This window comes from Ruegeria sp. A3M17 (assembly GCF_003318255.1).
Taxonomy (GTDB): domain Bacteria; phylum Pseudomonadota; class Alphaproteobacteria; order Rhodobacterales; family Rhodobacteraceae; genus Ruegeria.
The window spans coordinates 43,531-60,927 of the sequence record NZ_QOCF01000005.1 but is presented as its reverse complement, the minus strand read 5'-3'; the positions used below and the strand labels follow the sequence as shown (position 1 = coordinate 60,927).

The 17,397-nt window shown below is 53.5% G+C and carries 15 protein-coding genes and 1 pseudogene; 7 read left to right on the top strand and 9 right to left on the bottom strand.

Annotated features, from left to right (window positions below; genetic code table 11):
• Nucleotides 1-1,303 precede the first annotated feature (1,303 nt).
• The 3 genes and pseudogenes from DS906_RS02560 to DS906_RS22430 form a co-directional block, all read right to left on the bottom strand.
• Complete coding sequence (locus DS906_RS02560; protein WP_113788688.1) at nucleotides 1,304-1,657, bottom strand: putative quinol monooxygenase; 354 nt, start codon at nucleotides 1,655-1,657, stop codon at nucleotides 1,304-1,306.
• A 101-nt stretch (nucleotides 1,658-1,758) separates the two neighbouring features.
• On the bottom strand, nucleotides 1,759-2,337 hold the full coding sequence (locus DS906_RS02555) for an IclR family transcriptional regulator C-terminal domain-containing protein (protein WP_233494662.1): 579 nt from the start codon (nucleotides 2,335-2,337) through the stop codon (nucleotides 1,759-1,761).
• 45 nt (nucleotides 2,338-2,382) lie between these two features.
• Nucleotides 2,383-2,520, bottom strand: a pseudogene (locus tag DS906_RS22430) (helix-turn-helix domain-containing protein); the annotation flags it as partial.
• A 70-nt stretch (nucleotides 2,521-2,590) separates the two neighbouring features.
• On the opposite strand from DS906_RS22430, the gene DS906_RS02550 reads away from it, so the two are divergent.
• From DS906_RS02550 to DS906_RS02540, 3 genes are read left to right on the top strand one after another with little or no spacing between them, the layout of a single operon-like run.
• The gene (locus DS906_RS02550) at nucleotides 2,591-3,946 is read left to right on the top strand and encodes a selenium-binding family protein (protein ID WP_113788686.1); all 1,356 of its coding nucleotides are present in this window, start codon (nucleotides 2,591-2,593) and stop codon (nucleotides 3,944-3,946) included.
• Nucleotides 3,943-4,308: a 2Fe-2S iron-sulfur cluster-binding protein gene (locus tag DS906_RS02545; RefSeq protein ID WP_113788685.1), complete on the top strand. Its 366-nt coding sequence runs from the start codon at nucleotides 3,943-3,945 to the stop codon at nucleotides 4,306-4,308. Before DS906_RS02550 ends, DS906_RS02545 begins: the two co-directional genes overlap by 4 nt.
• Nucleotides 4,309-4,311: 3 nt before the next feature.
• Nucleotides 4,312-4,776: a CoA-binding protein gene (locus tag DS906_RS02540; RefSeq protein WP_113788684.1), complete on the top strand. Its 465-nt coding sequence runs from the start codon at nucleotides 4,312-4,314 to the stop codon at nucleotides 4,774-4,776.
• A gap of 129 nt (nucleotides 4,777-4,905) precedes the next feature.
• Here the strand turns inward: DS906_RS02540 and DS906_RS02535 are convergent, their stop codons facing one another.
• Nucleotides 4,906-5,436 (bottom strand): hypothetical protein, encoded by a 531-nt coding sequence (locus DS906_RS02535; protein WP_147235147.1) that lies wholly within the window; start codon nucleotides 5,434-5,436, stop codon nucleotides 4,906-4,908.
• 470 nt (nucleotides 5,437-5,906) lie between these two features.
• On the opposite strand from DS906_RS02535, the gene DS906_RS02530 reads away from it, so the two are divergent.
• From DS906_RS02530 to DS906_RS22710, 3 genes are all read left to right on the top strand, one after another.
• Nucleotides 5,907-7,133 carry a RidA family protein gene (locus tag DS906_RS02530; protein ID WP_158541274.1) on the top strand — a complete coding sequence of 409 codons (1,227 nt, stop codon included), beginning with the start codon at nucleotides 5,907-5,909 and terminating at the stop codon, nucleotides 7,131-7,133.
• A gap of 971 nt (nucleotides 7,134-8,104) precedes the next feature.
• Nucleotides 8,105-10,159, top strand: coding sequence for an adenylate/guanylate cyclase domain-containing protein (locus DS906_RS02525; protein WP_233494660.1), 2,055 nt, complete (start codon nucleotides 8,105-8,107; stop codon nucleotides 10,157-10,159).
• A 383-nt stretch (nucleotides 10,160-10,542) separates the two neighbouring features.
• Nucleotides 10,543-10,881: a DDE-type integrase/transposase/recombinase gene (locus DS906_RS22710; RefSeq protein ID WP_369933971.1), complete on the top strand. Its 339-nt coding sequence runs from the start codon at nucleotides 10,543-10,545 to the stop codon at nucleotides 10,879-10,881.
• 272 nt (nucleotides 10,882-11,153) lie between these two features.
• Here the strand turns inward: DS906_RS22710 and DS906_RS02515 are convergent, their stop codons facing one another.
• The 5 genes from DS906_RS02515 to DS906_RS02495 form a co-directional block, all read right to left on the bottom strand.
• On the bottom strand, nucleotides 11,154-12,167 hold the full coding sequence (locus tag DS906_RS02515; protein WP_113788705.1) for an alpha/beta fold hydrolase: 1,014 nt from the start codon (nucleotides 12,165-12,167) through the stop codon (nucleotides 11,154-11,156).
• 19 nt (nucleotides 12,168-12,186) lie between these two features.
• Nucleotides 12,187-13,626, bottom strand: coding sequence for a glutamine synthetase family protein (locus tag DS906_RS02510; RefSeq protein ID WP_113788681.1), 1,440 nt, complete (start codon nucleotides 13,624-13,626; stop codon nucleotides 12,187-12,189).
• A gap of 104 nt (nucleotides 13,627-13,730) precedes the next feature.
• Nucleotides 13,731-14,129, bottom strand: a complete 399-nt coding sequence (locus DS906_RS02505) for an AraC family ligand binding domain-containing protein (protein WP_113788680.1) — start codon at nucleotides 14,127-14,129, stop codon at nucleotides 13,731-13,733.
• Between the two features lie 4 nt (nucleotides 14,130-14,133).
• A complete protein-coding gene (gloA, locus tag DS906_RS02500; RefSeq protein ID WP_113788679.1) occupies nucleotides 14,134-14,568 on the bottom strand; it encodes a lactoylglutathione lyase in 435 nt (144 codons plus the stop codon).
• Between the two features lie 19 nt (nucleotides 14,569-14,587).
• Nucleotides 14,588-15,679, bottom strand: a complete 1,092-nt coding sequence (locus DS906_RS02495) for an aromatic ring-hydroxylating dioxygenase subunit alpha (protein WP_113788678.1) — start codon at nucleotides 15,677-15,679, stop codon at nucleotides 14,588-14,590.
• A 434-nt stretch (nucleotides 15,680-16,113) separates the two neighbouring features.
• Here DS906_RS02495 and DS906_RS02490 point away from each other — a divergent pair, with 434 nt between their 5' ends.
• Nucleotides 16,114-16,650, top strand: a complete 537-nt coding sequence (locus DS906_RS02490; RefSeq protein WP_233494659.1) for an Lrp/AsnC family transcriptional regulator — start codon at nucleotides 16,114-16,116, stop codon at nucleotides 16,648-16,650.
• Nucleotides 16,651-17,397 lie beyond the last annotated feature (747 nt).

Below are 17,397 nucleotides of genomic sequence, written 5' to 3'. Positions count from 1 at the left end.
AAGCGTGATCAGGAAGCCCCACTGGCTCACAACCGCTCTCCGCAACCCTGTAGCCTCTGAGGCACACCCAACCGTCCACACTCGTCTTGTCTGTCAGGCGGCCGTTTTTCGGGACATCTATTGCAACACAATCCTGACCTTCCCTACGAAATCCCCAGTTGCAATGTATTTCCTGCACGCCAAATCTGGATTCGACAAACCCATTATTTGGCACAATCACCTCTTCACAGTTTTCTCCGGCACGTCGGAACAAGCGATTGCACTTCCAGCGGTCTCCCGTTGACGCGAGGTAGGCGTTCTTTGGAACCTCTATTCCCTCACAATTTTCCCCGACACGTTGGAAACCATGGTTGCATTCCCAGCCTGGCCCATAGGAACTGCCGGTCAAATGCGCGTTTACAGGGGCGTTTACACTTCGGCATGATCCGTCCCTGTTTTCGTAACCCTCGTCACAGACCGATCCGTCGGCAACGCCGGCATCCTGTGAATTTTCAGACGCGCCCTGAGCTGAAACAATCGTTGGCGAAAGCAAAACGATAAGTGTCAGGATCAAACGCAATCCATTGCGCAAACATTCGCATGCAGACTGATCAGAGCTGGGTTTTCTGCCATATCTATCGGCCATCAAACACGCGGATTCCAATCCATAAATTGCCCATTTGTCGCCTTCTTCCTTGGGCTCTACAACGTCTGGAACGTGCCAGGCGAAAATGCAGCCTTTTCGGTAGAGAGTTCTTTTCGAACATCCCAGCGCCCCCCCCGACTGTGTCGCGGGACATGCTACTGATATTTTGAAGGCCATTGGATCTCCGAAGTCGGCAGCATCGCGACAACGAGTAAACTTCACCAATACACCCTTGTGGTTCTAAGCCGACATAGAGTCAAGGAGCATACCCTCGTTGACAAGCCGGCACCGCTGGGACTGATCGTTTTTGAAACAGGAGCGTGATCAGGTGGTCTGGTGAATTACCGAATGGAGATATCCCACCGATAAGTGAAGAGCAGGATTAGCCCACGCCTCAATTGCCGAAGCTGACGGCACCGAAAGGACCATTTGAAAACGGGCGAAGTCAGTTCAGATAGATGGAAGCTTCGGTGGAACCTGCCGCGTTTGCAAATATTTGATGCGGCGGGGGGCTAAGGTTTTCTGGGTCAGCTGTAGCGGCGTGGGCGAAAGTCGGCTGACTCTGCAGGGCGTACGTTGAGCAGAATTTATTGTGCGTATGCAACGAGCCCAAAGCCGACTAGCGTCACATCCCGTCGCTTTCTCACGGCGATCAAAATTTCAAAGGTCCGGTCAGTTTCACCACTGCAGCAGGCCCGGTTTTTGAGCCTCAAAACCTTTTGTCGTTGGAAAAAGCGAGCGCATCCGAGCAATAATTTCGATGTCACCATCCAACATCGTTTGGACAGTGCTCAACCAGTTCTTAAAAGCTTCAGAGTCCCAGTGGTCCTGAACAGCTGCTTCGTCCCGGAACACTTCGTAGAAATAGAACCGATTGGGATTTGCCATATCCACCATGATCTGAAACTGGAAAACCTCTGCCTCTTCGCTGATAACACTTTGCGCTTTGAAGATACTGGCGTTCAAAAAAGACTGCCGGTGCTCAGGTTTGACGTTAACTGCGAAGAACCCCCCGCGCATTCCATCGTCCATACTTAGCCTCCTTGGCCGCCCGTAAACCCTCCAAATGGCATCAAACGTTTCGACGCCGCCTGATGGCGTGAACTTTCTCCACTGCTTAAGCCAACACTAACCTAGGCGGATTTCATATTCGCGTCTGCACCATCCCATCCTAGGGCAGATGATAACTCATGCGACATTTCGATGAGTGCTTGGCCGATTTCAACCCGCATTGGAGGGGTAAACACCCGAACGGAGGCTGTGGCGCCAATGGACAACGTCGAACCAATACCTGTTTTGGCCATCGTTGTTGCGACAGAGCTTATACCTCTTTCCAGCTCCTCGACACATTCGGCGTATCCTTTGACCCGAATGACATCGAGTTCTTTTGCCAGATCTTTTCCACTAACAATGGTGTGCTCGGTGTACCGTTTGAGCTGCCCGTTCAGTTCGCCATGAGACATCAACTCTGGAGAAAGGGCTGCAATTGCCTTGGCACAAGAGCACGCGTGCATAGGCCGCTTGCCCACTCCGGGGTGCAGATAAGACACCCCCGTCTCTGGCGTGGCCACGTGAATAATCTCGACCCAGTTGCCGCGCAGCCGAGAAAGAAAGAACGCAGCCCCGTGCTCTCTGGCGCCCTTGGCCAGGACCGGCGCAATCACTTCCAGAAGGGCAGGATCAGAATGATCACTTAGCGTGATACGCTTCAATCGGGCTCCAATGGCAAACTCCCCACGCGCAGACGTCTGCAACAGTCCAGACGAAACAAGATCCTGAACCAGTCTATAGGCAGTTGGCTTGGGGAGATCGGATTGCGCACAAATTTCCGCGACTGTCGCACGCCCTTTTTGACCTACGACTTCCAATATCAGCGCTAAACGTTCTAGATGCATTTTTCTCACTATACGATAATAGTATTTTCGATATACGATACCGTCATCGTGTTCAAGGGAGGGTTCTAGAATGGATGGTGCATGTTGCGGCCCGGGTTACGCTAGCCCGCAAGAGGCGATCCAAGCCCCACGTGAGAAGCTTCTTTACACGATTGCCATTTATACAGGCACGGGCATTCAGAAGCCCGACTATCTTGCGACAGTGGATGTAGACCCGGAAAGCCCGACTTATTCTCAGGTGATCCACCGGCTGGAAATGCCGGGGATCGGGGATGAGCTTCATCACATGGGCTGGAATGCCTGTTCGTCCTGCCACGACGACGGCTCAATGTCGCGAAAGTACCTGATCCTGCCCGGCGTGCGTTCTAACAAACTTCACATCGTCGATACCGCCACCGACCCTCGCGCGCCGCGGCTGTACAAAGTTATCGACGGGGCCGAGATTAAGGCCAAGGCCGACCTGTCAGGGCCGCATACAGTACATTGTCTGGGTTCGGAGATCATCATTTCCTTCCTTGGAAACGCCAAGGGCGAAGCTCCGGGCGGCTATCTGCATCTGGACAAGGAGTTCAACATCGTCGGCCGCTGGGAGAACTCGATGGGCGGCATCAAGTTCGGTTATGATTTCTGGTACCAGCCCCGTCACAACGTGATGGTGAGTTCCGAATGGGCCGCGCCCAACACCTTTATGCCAGGCTTCGATCTGGAAGAAGTAGGCCATCTGAAATACGGGCGCGAGTTGCATTTCTGGGATTTCGAAAAACGCGAACCTGTTGAAACCTTTTATCTAGGTGAAGACGGGCTGTTGCCGTTGGAGGTCAAGTTCCACCACAACCCCGACAGCACGCACGGTTTCTGCGGGGCCGCGCTGTCGACCAACGTCATTCACTGGTGGAAGGACAGCGACGACACGTGGAAGTGGGAAAAGATTATAGACGTTGAGAATGAGATGCACCCGGAATGGCCGATCCCGCTGCCAGGAGTAATGTCGGCGATTCTGATCTCGATGGACGACAAATACCTCTATCTCAACAATTGGCTACATGGCGACATGCGCCAATACGACATCACCGACCCGCATAATCCCAAACTGACCGGCCAAGTATACATGGGGGGGCTTTTGGGCAAGGCGCCAACCGTTAATGGGATTGAGGTCGCTGGCGGTCCACAGATGTTCCAACTCTCTCTCGACGGACGCAGACTCTATGTCACCACCTCGTTGTTCTCGACTTGGGACAACCAGTTCTATCCCGAGATCCGCGAAAAGGGCGGTGTGATGGTCATGATTGATTGCGATCCGGAAAATGGCGGCTTGAAGATCAACGAAGACTTTATCGTGGACTTTGGGAAAGAGCCAAATGGCCCCTCGCGCTGCCACGAGAGCCGCTACCCAGGCGGTGATTGCACAAGCGACATTTGGCTATGACAACGTACACTGTGACAATCGCTAATAGGGATGGCGCGACATATGAAGTGGACGCACGACGCCCACTTCTGGATACGTTACGCGAACAGGGTGTTGATCTGCCCTTTGGCTGTAAATACGGCGGCTGCATTACCTGCGCCGCGAAACTGAAGACAGGCACGGTGGATCAGCGTCGACAGGTCGCCCTGAACAATAGGCAGCTCGCGCACGGCTACGTAATCCTCTGCGTGGCACGCGCGACGTCCGACATTACGTTGGAGATCGGGGTTGAGAGCCATGACAAGCTCTACCGCAATCCGTTTCTCGACCCGCTCAAACCCCACGAACTCAAGGCAGACATTGCGACGCCGAAGGAAGGTTAACCGATGCCCGAAGCAGATATCGACCGTATGTATGATTACGACCCCAAGTATCTCGCCGAGATCTTGAAGTCGGTCAAAACCATTGCAATGGTTGGTGCAAGCGCCGACAAAACGAAATTCAGCTACGGCGTTCTGCGACAGCTCAGCGAAATTGGCTACGACATTCTGCCGGTGAACCCTAACCCGAACGTCAAGGAAATCAGGGGCCTGAAGGTCTATCATTCACTGGAAGAAATCGACAAATCCGTTGATATGGTGGATGTCTTCCGCCCCAAAGAAGAACTCTTTGGTTTTGCCGAGAAGGCTATCGCGATCGGAGCCAAAGTTCTTTGGGGACAGATCGGCGTCTACGACGACAAAGCAGCACAGCTCGCCGAGGATGCCGGCCTCAAAGTTGTGATGAACCGATGTCCGAAGATTGAACTCTTCCGGCCGTTTTGGAAGCCCCGCCTCGATCTGAAGATATGACGGATCCAAATAGAATGTGGTTTGCTGAGCAGCCAAACAGGCGACCAGCCAAGCCAGTTTTCTTCCAAAAGATCAGGCAAGGGCTCAATTTTCACGGGCAGTTGTACAACCAAAATACACCAGTGTGCATTATTGGATTCCACAGCGCGACCTAAAGAAGCGCAAAACCTTGGGCGTGGCTTTGATTGGGATTTGGAAAGTTCCCAATTCCGATTTCACCGAGACTGTCTCCTTCGCGTTTTGCGCGGCCGCCTTACTGATTGCCTGAACGATCTTTGCGTCATCGCTTTCATTTTTTGGGACGAGCCGGTGAGGTCCAGGGGGCTTGTCCTGAACGAAATCAAATGTCTGCCCCGACACTTCAAGCTCGGCAGTAAACCCCTTCGGCAAACCTTCACCCAATCCGACTTGGGGGGTAATTGCGTTCCGTTTCTGCGAACCCCAGAAAAACAAAGAAGCATTTGACCGCCGGTTGCAATTTGGTTTGTCACATCGAACGGCTTGGCAGGATAAACCGTCCTTATTGGTTTGCGCCTTTATCACATCCCAGCCAGAAATAGCCTGCTGTTCTTGTATCTCTAGTGCCAACAACGGACCATTCGCCAAAGATGCTGATAGAACCGCGATAACAGATAATAACCTATTTGAAAAAAACCGCATACAACACCTTACCCGGAACCTAAAACTTACTTCGTAAGATTTAGGTACCTCGAAAGATTTAAGTCAACTCAAGATTGTTGCGGAAAATACTCAAACTCCAATTGGGCTAGCAAATGCAACTCATGGAGAAACGAGAAAATGGCTGACAGGTCACCCATCTTTTGATCCTTAACAGTGCTTTTTTTAGCGCTTTTTTTGGACCCCACTACTGTCAGCCTCTCGGTATACACATTAGCCGTACAAGAAATGATCGGATGGTTGTGCACAAATCTAGTTCAAAACTTTGCCGTAACCTGCGGTTCGCGACCTGATGCGTGAGCGAAAGGTTAAAGTGTGATCAACGGCCGCTCGAGGACTCAAACCGCACGTTCATGCTTTCGTCACATGCGCGTTTCAGAAACCACTGGCCAGATCTTCGGCCCCATGATTACTTGCGCTCTTACAGGCATCGATCAGCCAGGAGGCGCTCCATGACCAGGCGATACAGCTTTCCCGAGGGGCACTGGGATTGGCCGATAAAGCTTACTCACCACCATGCCGTGCGTGCGGGCGACATGGTCTTTACTGGCGGGCAGGTGGATTTGGATTCCCAGGGAACCGTACGCAACATCGGCGATCTGGATGCTCAAGTGCGCAATTCGATGGCCTATATGGAGGATATTCTGACCGACCTTGGCGTGGGATTCACCGATCTGGTGCGGCTGGTTGTCTATTACGTCGGTGACGCGGGTGATGAGGTCCGGATGCTGAACCTACTGGCCGACATCATCGGACATGAGGTTAAACCGGTGGTCAATCTGATCAACCTGCCTGAACTCTGCTACCCTGACATGCTGTGCGAAATTGAAGGCGTCGCCATGCGCGCTCCTGATGGCAGCGCTCTGCCCCGCCAGAATTACCATCTCGACGCCCAGTCGCCCCTGCCTAGGGCATTCTCGCATGTGGTTAAATGCAGCGACATGATCTTTACGGGTGACATGACCGCGCGCTCCGCCGACGGATCGGTCACCCATCCCGGCGATATCGTGGCGCAGACCAAATTGATGATGGATCGTCTCTCTCGCGCACTTCAGGAGGCAGGAGCGGGGATGCAGGATGTGGTCAAGGTCAACACGTTCTACCTTGGCGACGGTACCGCAGCAGATTGGGAAGTTTCGGCCCGCATCCGTGCCGACTATTTCCCTGATCCCGGTCCGACGTCCACCGGCATTCCTGTACCGTTCTTTCCCCATGACGGGTTGACCACACGCATCGCTGCCACCGCCTGTGCCCCCGGAGCGCGCCGCATCCGTCATGTCTGGCCTGACGGGCATTGGAATTGGACCACTGCACTGCCATACAAACACGGAGTCGGCTCCGGCCAGTTCATTCATGTTGGCGGTCAGGTGGCACTGGACAAGCAGGCAAAGGTGCTGGAACCTGGCGACATGATCGCCCAAACCCGTATCGCAATGGAAAACGTGGCTCGCGTGTTGGATGAGTTCGGCGCCACTCTGGACGACGTGGTCAAGGTCACCACCTTCTATCAAGGCAGCGCCTCGGCCGAAGCGCTACATGATAACCTTCTGATCAGATCCAATTCCTACACCGCACCCGGCCCAGCCACGACAGGCATCCCGGTGCCCAATCTGGTCTACGAAGAAATGGTGATTGAGATAGAGGTAATCGCGATGCTCGAGAACCATACAGAAGCGTGAATTTTCGTCAAAGGATATTCACCAACGCCAGGCGTCTCTCAGTTGCAAAAAGAGCGAGAAAGACGATTGCCCAGGGAACCAGGCCTTTGAACGTCTGGCCCTTCCAGATGGATGTTGACTGCCCCGTCATAAACGCCTCCGTTCAGTACTTCGTGAGATAGACTGTTTTTTCCCGCCGATGACAGCTTGGAAAAACTGGTCCATGACCGGAAAGAAATACCCATGAATGCCTCAAATAGTGTGTCGCGACACGATAACTTTTTGTAGGCAGTAAAGAGCTTTCCACCGCAACTCTGGATATCATCAAGCGACGTTCTTCCTAAGGCTGCACATAGAAATCCACCATTGAAAATCAACACGCAAACTATTTTGGCGGGTTACGATTGTATTTCACCACTTTGTTTCACGTAGTAAGCGTCCAGCAACGATATCTGTGCTATAGGCAGAAAGTTAATTTTAGCGCAGACAGTTCTGCGTGATTGACGGCTGCCCGCGATTGGGTTCCGCTTTTAGTTGCGCAAAAATCAATTCCACCGCTGGGCGCATACTGGTACTCATTGCCGACATTGCAAGACGAGTCCGGCTACTCCGAACACCTCGTCGATAAACTATCATTTGTAGACATGTCAGTTGTGCAGTGTCGAATGCAACGGGCAGATAGTAGAAACCTGTAACCAGACTTTTAACATAGCAAGTTGAATGTCTGGTTTTTACGCGTAGTGTGAATTTGACCACCCCGGTTTCGTGCTTGCAACGAACGGCAAAAATGACGGGCCGAACCTTCACCCGTAGGCAGCGTTTGGCAAAATTGCCGACGTCAGATATGGCAATCAGTGTTCAGGCGCTTCAACACAGTCTTTTGCTCCTACCTAACAGTTGCGTGATATTTCGGGTCTGTGTCTAAGAAAACTTTGCTCTCTTAGCAGTCTCAACTCAATACTGAAACAAGTAGCTTTTCGACGGAGATTTAATTGCGATTTAGTGTAGGCATTGCGGTGTCAATTCTGGTGGCTGTGTCTATCGGAGTGTCGACGTTTATCGTCCATTCCCTGTGGTGGACGACAGCGCGCGACAATAGCCGCATGCTTGCGGCAGAAATAAACGGCCAGATCGCAAACACTGTCCGTATCGAGGTGGGCGTGACACTCAGGTCGGCCGAAGCCGCCTGGGCGGCCGTTCGTACGATCTTTGTTCAGAACGTCATCGCGACGCGACAGGCCGACAAGCGGGAGTTTGTTTTTCTGTCACAATTGCAGGCACAGCCGAATATCTCATGGATGATTTTCGGCTGGCCTGACGGGAATTTTTTCGCGTCACATCGCCTGGGTGACGGTGGGCTTGAGATGATTGAAATCGATGAGGGAATCCGCGACCGAATGCTGCGGAAAGACCGCTACATCTTCATTCCCGGTGACATTCAATTCGAAGAGCGGACCTTTACCGAAACATCCTATGATCCGCGCGAACATGCCTGGTTTAAGAACTTCATGGGCCTCAACTCTTCTGGGTGGATCGAAGCGCGCGACCTTCCGGATAGTGACAGAACCGTTTACGCCTATGCCGGTCCGATAGACGTCAATAGAACGCGGCAAGGCGTTCTGGCCGTTGCGATCGAAACGGATCGTTTGTCACGGTTTCTTGCAACGCTTGCACCCGGCGAATTCGGCGCTGCATTCATATTGAACGCCGATGGAAAAGTCATTGCAGTACCCGATGCCGAAGCGGATGAGGTTACTCCGGCGCGCATGGGCGAGGGCAAGCTTTATGAAGTCGCCATGATCACGGGCGAAAGGCTGTTGGCCGACCCACAAGCAAATGCCTCTGGCACATTGACGAAACGTGTCGTCATTGACGGCGTGCCTTATGCGGTGGCGCTGACGCCCCTGGGGTTTTACGGCTGGCGCGTTGCCACAGTCATACCTGAATCGGCCTTTCTTTCGGGCATCGACGAGACGCTGATCAATCTGATTTACGTTTTGATCATTGTGGTGGTTGTCGCCACCGGACTAGCGATCTGGCTGATCCGCAAAGTCGTGGCAAATCCGTTGGCACGCATCGCCGAAGATCTTGGTAAGATTGAGCGCTTTGACGTCGAACAGATTGAGCGCAGACCGTCCAAACTGTCTGAGCTTTCCAATCTTTCTGCGGCCACTGCTAGCATGGCAGCTGGTTTGTCGGCATTCCGAAAATACGTACCCACAGATCTCGTGCGCATGCTGCTTGCTGAGGGTATCAAGATACAGCCCGGCGGAGAGATGAAGCAGATCTCCGTCTTGTTCTGCGACGTCACAGGTTTCACAGGGCTGTCCGAGAAACTTGGCCCCAAGATTGCCCAACTGATGGAGCCCTTTTTCAGCGCGGCCTCCACGGCTATCGCTCACAATGGTGGGACGATCGACAAATTCATGGGTGATGCGGTGATGGCGTTTTGGGGGGCGCCACGCAAGGATGCGAACCACGCTGAAAACGCCTGCCGCGCAGCATTGGACCTTGTCGCTGCAGTGGACGCGTCCGGAATTGAAGATGATGACGGCACTCCCTTGCGTGTCAGGATCGGGCTGAACAGCGGCGAGGCTTTGGTCGGAAATATCGGATCAGAACAGCGGTTGAACTACACCGCGATTGGCGATGTTGTGAATGTTGCCAGCCGGTTGGAAGGAGCCAACAAAGATTATGGCACGCTGATCCTCATTGGGCCGGAAACGAGACAACAGGCGGCCGGCACAATCGTGGTGCGCGAACTGGACACGCTTACCGTATTTGGACGCGTTGAAGAACTGGTGGTCTACGAACTGATAGCGATGGCAGATGGGTGTGACGGGGCATTTGCCTGGATAGAGACCTATGAACAAGGCCTTGCGCACTATCGCGCAGGGCAGTTTGAAAAGGCTGTTGCCGCATTTGAGGTTGCGGACCGAACACGAAACGGAGATCCCGTCTCAGTCGTAATGATGGCCCGCGCGCAAAGCCTGTTAGATAAGCCTCCACCGGAAGACTGGAGCGCAGTTAACAGCACGAAGAAATAGTAGTAGCCACATCCGATCAAGTTAAGATATTTAGGTCCCGGGTTTTTTGCGGGCATGATATCTGCTGATTGGGTGCATGAGGGCATTGATTTGGGCAGCGTTTCGGGAAAGTTCGACAAGTCGCGTGTTGGATGAGTTCAGCGGGTGTTGTCAGGTTGTTGAAACGGGATTGCCGTTGCAGCGCGACACCATGTTGAACCTATCTGATCTAGCCCGCTTCAAGGGTTTCTGTTTCCCGCATTCGGTCATCGGCTGCGCGGGGCATCACTGTCTCCTCCGAAACGGACCGGGGCTGGATAGCGCGTTTTGGTATCCAATTCGCCGCGAAGGTTCGACGGGACCGGCCATACCCGGCGGACAAATGGCACCTCAACGAGGCCTTAGTGCCTTTCAGAGGTCGAATACATTGGCTTTGGCGTGCGGTTGAAGGTAACTGCGATGTACTTGATATCTTTGTCCAGCCGCGTCGCAACAAGTCAGCCGCGATGCGCTCTTTCAAGAAACTGTTCAAGAACCGAGGGCAACCGTACGTGATCTTCACGGACAAACTGGGCTCCTACGGTGGCGAGAGAAAAAATGGGCCGGCTCAAGTCACCCTTTCAGGCGCAACGGTCCTTGTCGGTCCACGATCAAACCTCCGCCCTGTTCCGCCCCAAACGCAACCGTCTTTCAGCCTGTTCTTATCGCCACTTACGAGCGGATACCTTCATTCTTTGGGTTGAATACACCTGCCAAATGGCCGCCTAGACATCCCGGCATGGCAACGCTCAGTCAAACCAAAACTACCTGACAATGCCGTCTCGAATGCTGCGAATGGTATCGGCGTCTGCTGTTCGCAGCGAAGCGTACTTTGCAAAGTTGAACGATAAAATAAAAGCGGATCTATACCAAAACGACCATGTTTGCGTGCCAGTTGCCGTATTGCCGCCCCTCACATGAATGAAAGTATTGAAAATCAGTGAATGCGGAAGATCCCGAAGTTATTCAGCAAGTGTTACCTTTCTAAAAGTTCCCGAATATTGGCATCCAGCTGCGCAGCGAAACCTTTGTCATTGCCTGGGTTGGCAGCGCAATGGCCCCAAGGGGAATTGTAAGGGCGGAAGATGGCGCGAGGTATGTGGTGGGCCTCAATTTCATTGTCCTCGGGAGGGAAATATAGATCCTGAGTACAGGGCATCAGAATGGCACGAGCCTTGATGGCACCTAGCGCCAGTTCAAAATCTTCATTGTAAAGCGGCCCGGCAGAGATGTCGCCTGCCTGCCAAGTGGCAAGCTTTGCCAGTAAGTTGTTGGCATCCCAGCCCTGCACATGGTCCTGCTCCCAATCTTGCATCAGTTCTTCAATGGATTGAAATCCCAGCTGCCGATATAGCCCCTCGCGATAGAAGGTCTGAGAGAAGGCCCAGCCTGCATAAACCCGGCCAAAGGCGCTAAGCCCGGCCTCGGGTGGGCTGTCATAATCACCGCCGTTCCAATTCTGATCCGCACAAAGGGCGGCTTTGACCCCTTCGAGGAAGACAAAATTATGCGGTGAGGTTTTGGCCGAGGCGCAGAAAGGCAGGATCGCCTGCACCATGTCCGGGTATTGCGCCGCCCACTGGTAGGATTGGCAGCCCGCCATTGACCAGCCAGCGACAAGGACGATTTTCTCGATTCCCAGGTGATCATGGATCAACCGATGCTGGGCCGTGATGTTGTCCCACATCTGCACCAAGGGAAAACGCGGGCCGTCCTGCAGCGCAGGCGCATTCGATGGCGACGACGAACGACCATTGCCGAACAGGTTCGGGCTGACGATAAAATGGCGGCATGGATCAATCGCGCGACCCGGGCCAAAGAACCCCTCGTTACGGGAATTAGTGCCTGTGTAAAACGTGGGCAGGACGACGACATTGTCACGGGCGGCCGACATTGTGCCGTAGGTCTGATAGGCAAGCTTGGCATCCTTCAATACTTCGCCCGACAAAAGCGGAAAGTCGCCAAGCTCGTAAATCTCAAAATCCGGCACCACCTGTTCCTTTCCTGGCTTAGTAGAGCCGCAGATATTCCTGCACTTCCCAATCGGTGACCGATTGGTGATACCGCTCCCACTCGTCGTTCTTGTAATCGAGATAAGAATTACGCATCACCGGGCCCATTACATGTTCCGCCATGGCATCGCCGCGCAAAGCCTCAATCGCGTTAAACAGCGTTCGCGGCAATCGGCGGATTCCGAGTTCGGCAAGTTCAGCTTCGGTCTTTGAATAGAGATCAAAATCTGTTGGTTCGCCCGGGTCGGTCTTTTCTTTGATCCCCTTCACACTACAGCTCAGATGCATCGCCATTGCCAGATAGACGTTCATGGTCATGTCGCAGGCACGGTTTTCGATGCAATGGCGGCTCTGTGGCAGGCGGAACTGGGCCGAGCGATTGTTGAAGCCATATGTGATATTGGTCGGGGCCCAGGTGACGGTGCCGCCTTCAAAACCGCCAACGCGTGGCACCAGACCGTTGTAGGAATTCACCGTCGGACAGGTGATCGCCGTGATTGCTTCGGCGTGCTGCATCAGCCCGCCAACGGCCCAGCGGCTTTCGTCGCTCCAGTTGCCATCGGGTGTCTCAAAAACGTTTTCGCCAGGGCGACTTTCATGCTGCATCGACAGGTTGATATGCGCCCCGGACCGCCAGTCCCCCACAGTTGGCTTTGGCATGAAGGTCACAAACAGCCCATGCTGCTTGGCCACCTCTTTCAACGTGATGCGCAGAAAAGCCAACCGGTCGGACATCTCCAGCAGGTTGGTGTAGTGGAAATCAAGCTCAAACTGGGAGTACGCACCCTCTGCCACCACGTCATGCAGGTTCCAGCCCAGACCTTCGATGATGTCGATCAGGGTTTTTAGGAATGGCATCGAGTCGATGGAATACTCAACGTCATAGCCAAATGCCTGACGACGCGGACGAAGCCCATCTGCAGGGTCATCGTCAAATGCCTTAACCGGTTGCCCGGTGTCGTCATATTTCATCACGATAAACTCGGGTTCTACCCCGGCGTAACCGGTGTACCCTTCCAGCGCGGCCTCGTGCATGGCGCGTTTCAAGGCCTGACGCGGACAAACGTTGTAAGGAGCGTCTTCCCAGTAGAGATCCGAGAAGATGATCGCCATCGATGTGTCCCATGGACAGACGTAGACGGCATCGAGATCCGGAACCACTACCTGATCGCTGTCGGCGGGGCTTAGCTCGGGCACGTACGAAATCGAATGCACCGCGAATTGCGGGCCTTTCCCAAGGCATAGCGGTTCCAAATCACTCATCGGTACGGGTTTGGTTTTTGGAATACCGTGCAGGTCAATCCAAGCGGCCATCACATATTTGACTCCGGCCTCTTCCAGACGTTGCCGTACCTCTGCGATACGCGGGCGGTTACGTTCGACAGCTTCTTGGAATGTCTCGTAGTAGATGCGGGTGCTGGCATTATCCTTGGGCATTCGGCGTCCTCCCATCGAATGGCAATCAGATTTGGTTCACCGAGGGTGACCCCTCAGTGTTGGTGCTTGTTTCGGTTGTTCTGTCGCTCAGCGAAAAAAGGCGTTCAGCCGGGGACAAAATCGTCAGGGTCGATGCCCGGAACCTCCGTGATTCCGGCAAGCTGTTTCCAGTTGTGAGGGTAGGCGGCATAGAAGATCACGCATTTGCCGTCCGACTCGTAGGAAATGTGGTTGTCCTTCGGGACAAACAGCACGTCACCGCGATTACAAACATAGCTTTTGCCATCGCAAACCAGTCGGAACGTACCCTCAAGGCAATAAATGATCTCGTCGCAGGTCAGATCCCACGGCACCTTGATGTTGTTCAGGACGTTGATACCGCCGCACATGGACTTACTGAATTCACTGGTCACCATCGGTTTGATGTAGGTGTCGCTGTCGACCATCGAGTCGTAACGATTTTGAACCAGATCGAATTTGAAAAGTTGAGGTGTGTCACCCATTTGGTCAGCCTTCCTGTGCCAGGTGTTTCAGTATGGATTCGTTTAACTCGACCTTGTAACCGTCAGGGTCTTCGCAAAAGGCGATGACCCTTGTGCCGTTTTTCATTGGCCCCGGTGGGCGGGTGATGTTTACCCCCGCCGCTGCCAGCTGTTCGCACGCGGCATAAACGTCTGGCGTTTCGATGCAGATGTGACCCCAGCCGTTGCCTTTGTCATAGGGCGTGCCCTGATCCCAATTGGCGGTCAGCTCCAGCGTGGGGAATTCGGCCTCAGGCCCATAGCCGATAAACGTGTTGGTGAATTTGCCTTCGGGGTAATCCGTGCGCCGCTGCACTTCCATACCCAGAATTCCGCAATAGAAGTCCAGTGACTTCTCCATGTCTGTGACCCGCATCATCGTATGGGCCAGACGAAACCCTTTGGATGTGGACGTGTTCATCGATATTGTTCCTTCTTGCTTAAGCACCAGCCACGTCGCGCTCGATCAGATCCTGAAAGGCGCGGACGCTGTCCTCCCAGGCAGGTGACAACAGCCCCCCATCCTCGGCGACCGGGGATTTGCGGCCCTCAAACATGCGCTCAACCATCTCGTGATCTTCCTTGTGGACATCCCACCATAGGTTTCTGAGGGCTTCTATTTCCTGGGCGCTCAGTTCCTGGCCTTCTGTTGTGTAAAGTGCTCGGTACTGGCGCATTTTTCCGGCACCGATGGGCACGTTCAGATAGACACCCAGCTGATCCGGGAAATAGCGGCCCAGAATGAAATTGGGGTACAGCGTCAGGTAGCGAGAGCTGACACCCAGACTGCCGGATGTGCCCAATTCTTCGTTCAGATCCACGGCGCTGCCGATGCAGTTGCCATCGATGAGGGTATAGTGGTTTTCCAACGGCTGATCGGTGGTTGAGGCATGGACAAACTGGACGTGGTAGGGCTCGATAAAGTTCTCCATGATCAGCTTCCAGTTGGTGCCAATCTCACCAAAGTCGAGCAGGCCAATTGGTTCCACTCTGGTGAAATCCATCCCCTCCAGTCGGTTGATCAAAGGCGCGGCATAGTCTTCGAAATCCGGCGCATTCCCATCAAGATTGACGAAAATCCAATCATGCCAGACATGGGTGCGCACGGGCTTCAGCCGGTGCTTTTTGATGTCAAACCCGTCGAACTCCTGCTTTCCGGTTCCGGCAAAATGCGGTGCCGCTCGCAGGCGTCCATCCAGATCGTAAGCCCAGGCATGATACGGGCAGCGGATCAGCTTGCCGACGTTCTTGGGCTTGTCGACCAATGTCATGCAGCGATGCAGACAAACGTTGTGAAACACCTGGATGTCGCCATCATGACCGCGCACCGCCAGCAGTGGCAGGTTTGCGCATGTGACCGGATGAGCATCGCCGGGGTTAGCCATCTGATGCGCAAACCCGATGAATACCCAATTTTTGGCCAGGACAGTCTGGCATTCCCGCTGCCAGAACTCTTCGCTGCGATACGCCCCGGCAGTCAGCCCGTGCTGAAGCCCGCCAACGGCCTGCGCTCTTTCCTCGGCAATTGTCATTTGTCCTCCCTTCGACACTGCCACCTGTACCCGTCGGTCCAACGACAGGCGCATGGTTTTTACCGTTTCCCGCGGTCGCCCTGCTTGCAGGCTCTATCCCGCTGCGCCGGGTTTTGAATTTGCGACTACGAATATCGCATCCCGAGCCTTACTTTCCTTCGTTTTTCGCGACTATTTTGAAGTCTCGGGTAAGAATCAGAAAAAATCTGGTCAAAAAGCGGCACGGCGGTGCGAATTTCGAATAACGTGATCGTGTGGATTGCGAGGGCCGCAATTCCAGCGGGATTTTGCAGAAAATTTGGCGATAGGCCCGCGTCACGGTCCTTGGAAACTGCGGTGTCGAGGGCGAAGGATGTCGTTTTCTGCACTTCCTGCCACAGAATTCTTAGGGAAGAATTGCGGATTTCGGTGTCCTCACCTAGTCTCAGCTACGAATGCAGCAATCGAGCATCGGGTATATGGCAGTCAAAAAGCAATCAAACGTGCGCGCCACCGCACAGAGCATCAGATCTCCAAAGGATGACTTGAACCAACAGATCATCCGGCTATTGCAGCAAGATGGCCGGATGGCCTTTTCTGAGATTGCGCAGCAGTTGAATGTGTCCGAAGGAACCATCCGCAACAGGGTTAGCGGTCTGCGGGACAACAACATGTTGCGGATCGTCGCGATGTCGGATCCGGTGGCTACGGAATACACCACCGATGCGATGATAGGGTTGAATGTGGCTGTTGGCGTGACCCCACGCCAGGTGGCCGAACGTCTTGAAAAGAACCCTCGGGTCGTCTTCATTCTATGGGTCGCAGGGCGCTACGATCTAATCATTGAACTGGTCAGCGACGATGGCAACGCATTAAAGGAATTTCTTGAACAGGAAATCCACGCAAGCGACGATATCGGTAACGCCGACGTCATGCCGGGGCTGAAGAATTTTAAGAACCAGTTCTTGCTAAAGCAAGGTGTGAACCAGTGAATAAGAGGACGTTGATCGCTGAAGCCAATAGGGCGAAAGGCTTTCAACAGGGTTATATTGGGTGGTGTTCAGCGCCGATCTTTGTGCCGATTCCGGCAGCAATCAATCTTCCGAACTACGCGATCGATGTTGTCTAAGACTTCACATTGAATGTCAGATCTTGCCGCGAGAATTTGGTGTGGATGACTCCTGCAAGGCGAGTCCATTTTGATCTGACTTGTGCGCTTGTCAAAAGCAGTCATGTGTCCGGCCTGTTTGCGCAGTTTTGACCGCTGACCCTGAAGAGTTCCGCAAACCGGGTCCCTAACAGCTTTGCGGACTATGCTGCCCGAGCCAATCGACGGGGTGTCCTGGTCTTGGCGGCTGACTTTTGAGCCATCATCTCCCGGGCCTTGCTAAAGTTGTTCCTTTCCTGTTGCGCGAGCTAACGACAGTGCTGTCGCTCTTGGCAATTCAAAAAATCGGAAAAACGTTCTTGGCCAGATCCAGGCTAATCGTGGTAACTTGTGTGGGGAGGCTCTTCTAAAAAACAGATTTAGACTCCTGAATTTTGGCACATAGCGGCGGTGCTTGGAGCAGTAGCCATTCACCCTATCAATTTTGACCCGCTAACCTGCCTTAAGTCACCAGTACGACCTATGTCCGGTTTACACCTTAATTGACAAATGCACCGACAAAACTCTACTCAACTGGGAATGGGCTCAAAACCACCTATCTGAAACGGTTCTGTTGCAAAGTTTGTGTCTG

What these genes read in the sequence shown, in the direction of transcription:
- DS906_RS02540 (WP_113788684.1), top strand. Translation starts at nt 4,312, where the DNA reads ATGCCCGAAGCAGATATCGACCGTATGTATGATTACGACCCCAAGTAT.
- DS906_RS02495 (WP_113788678.1), bottom strand. Translation starts at nt 15,679, where the DNA reads ATGACAATTGCCGAGGAAAGAGCGCAGGCCGTTGGCGGGCTTCAGCAC.
- gloA (WP_113788679.1), bottom strand. Translation starts at nt 14,568, where the DNA reads ATGAACACGTCCACATCCAAAGGGTTTCGTCTGGCCCATACGATGATG.
- DS906_RS02550 (WP_113788686.1), top strand. Translation starts at nt 2,591, where the DNA reads ATGGATGGTGCATGTTGCGGCCCGGGTTACGCTAGCCCGCAAGAGGCG.
- DS906_RS02530 (WP_158541274.1), top strand. Translation starts at nt 5,907, where the DNA reads ATGACCAGGCGATACAGCTTTCCCGAGGGGCACTGGGATTGGCCGATA.
- DS906_RS02535 (WP_147235147.1), bottom strand. Translation starts at nt 5,436, where the DNA reads ATGCGGTTTTTTTCAAATAGGTTATTATCTGTTATCGCGGTTCTATCA.
- DS906_RS02560 (WP_113788688.1), bottom strand. Translation starts at nt 1,657, where the DNA reads ATGGACGATGGAATGCGCGGGGGGTTCTTCGCAGTTAACGTCAAACCT.
- DS906_RS02490 (WP_233494659.1), top strand. Translation starts at nt 16,114, where the DNA reads ATGCAGCAATCGAGCATCGGGTATATGGCAGTCAAAAAGCAATCAAAC.
- DS906_RS02510 (WP_113788681.1), bottom strand. Translation starts at nt 13,626, where the DNA reads ATGCCCAAGGATAATGCCAGCACCCGCATCTACTACGAGACATTCCAA.
- DS906_RS02505 (WP_113788680.1), bottom strand. Translation starts at nt 14,129, where the DNA reads ATGGGTGACACACCTCAACTTTTCAAATTCGATCTGGTTCAAAATCGT.
- DS906_RS02545 (WP_113788685.1), top strand. Translation starts at nt 3,943, where the DNA reads ATGACAACGTACACTGTGACAATCGCTAATAGGGATGGCGCGACATAT.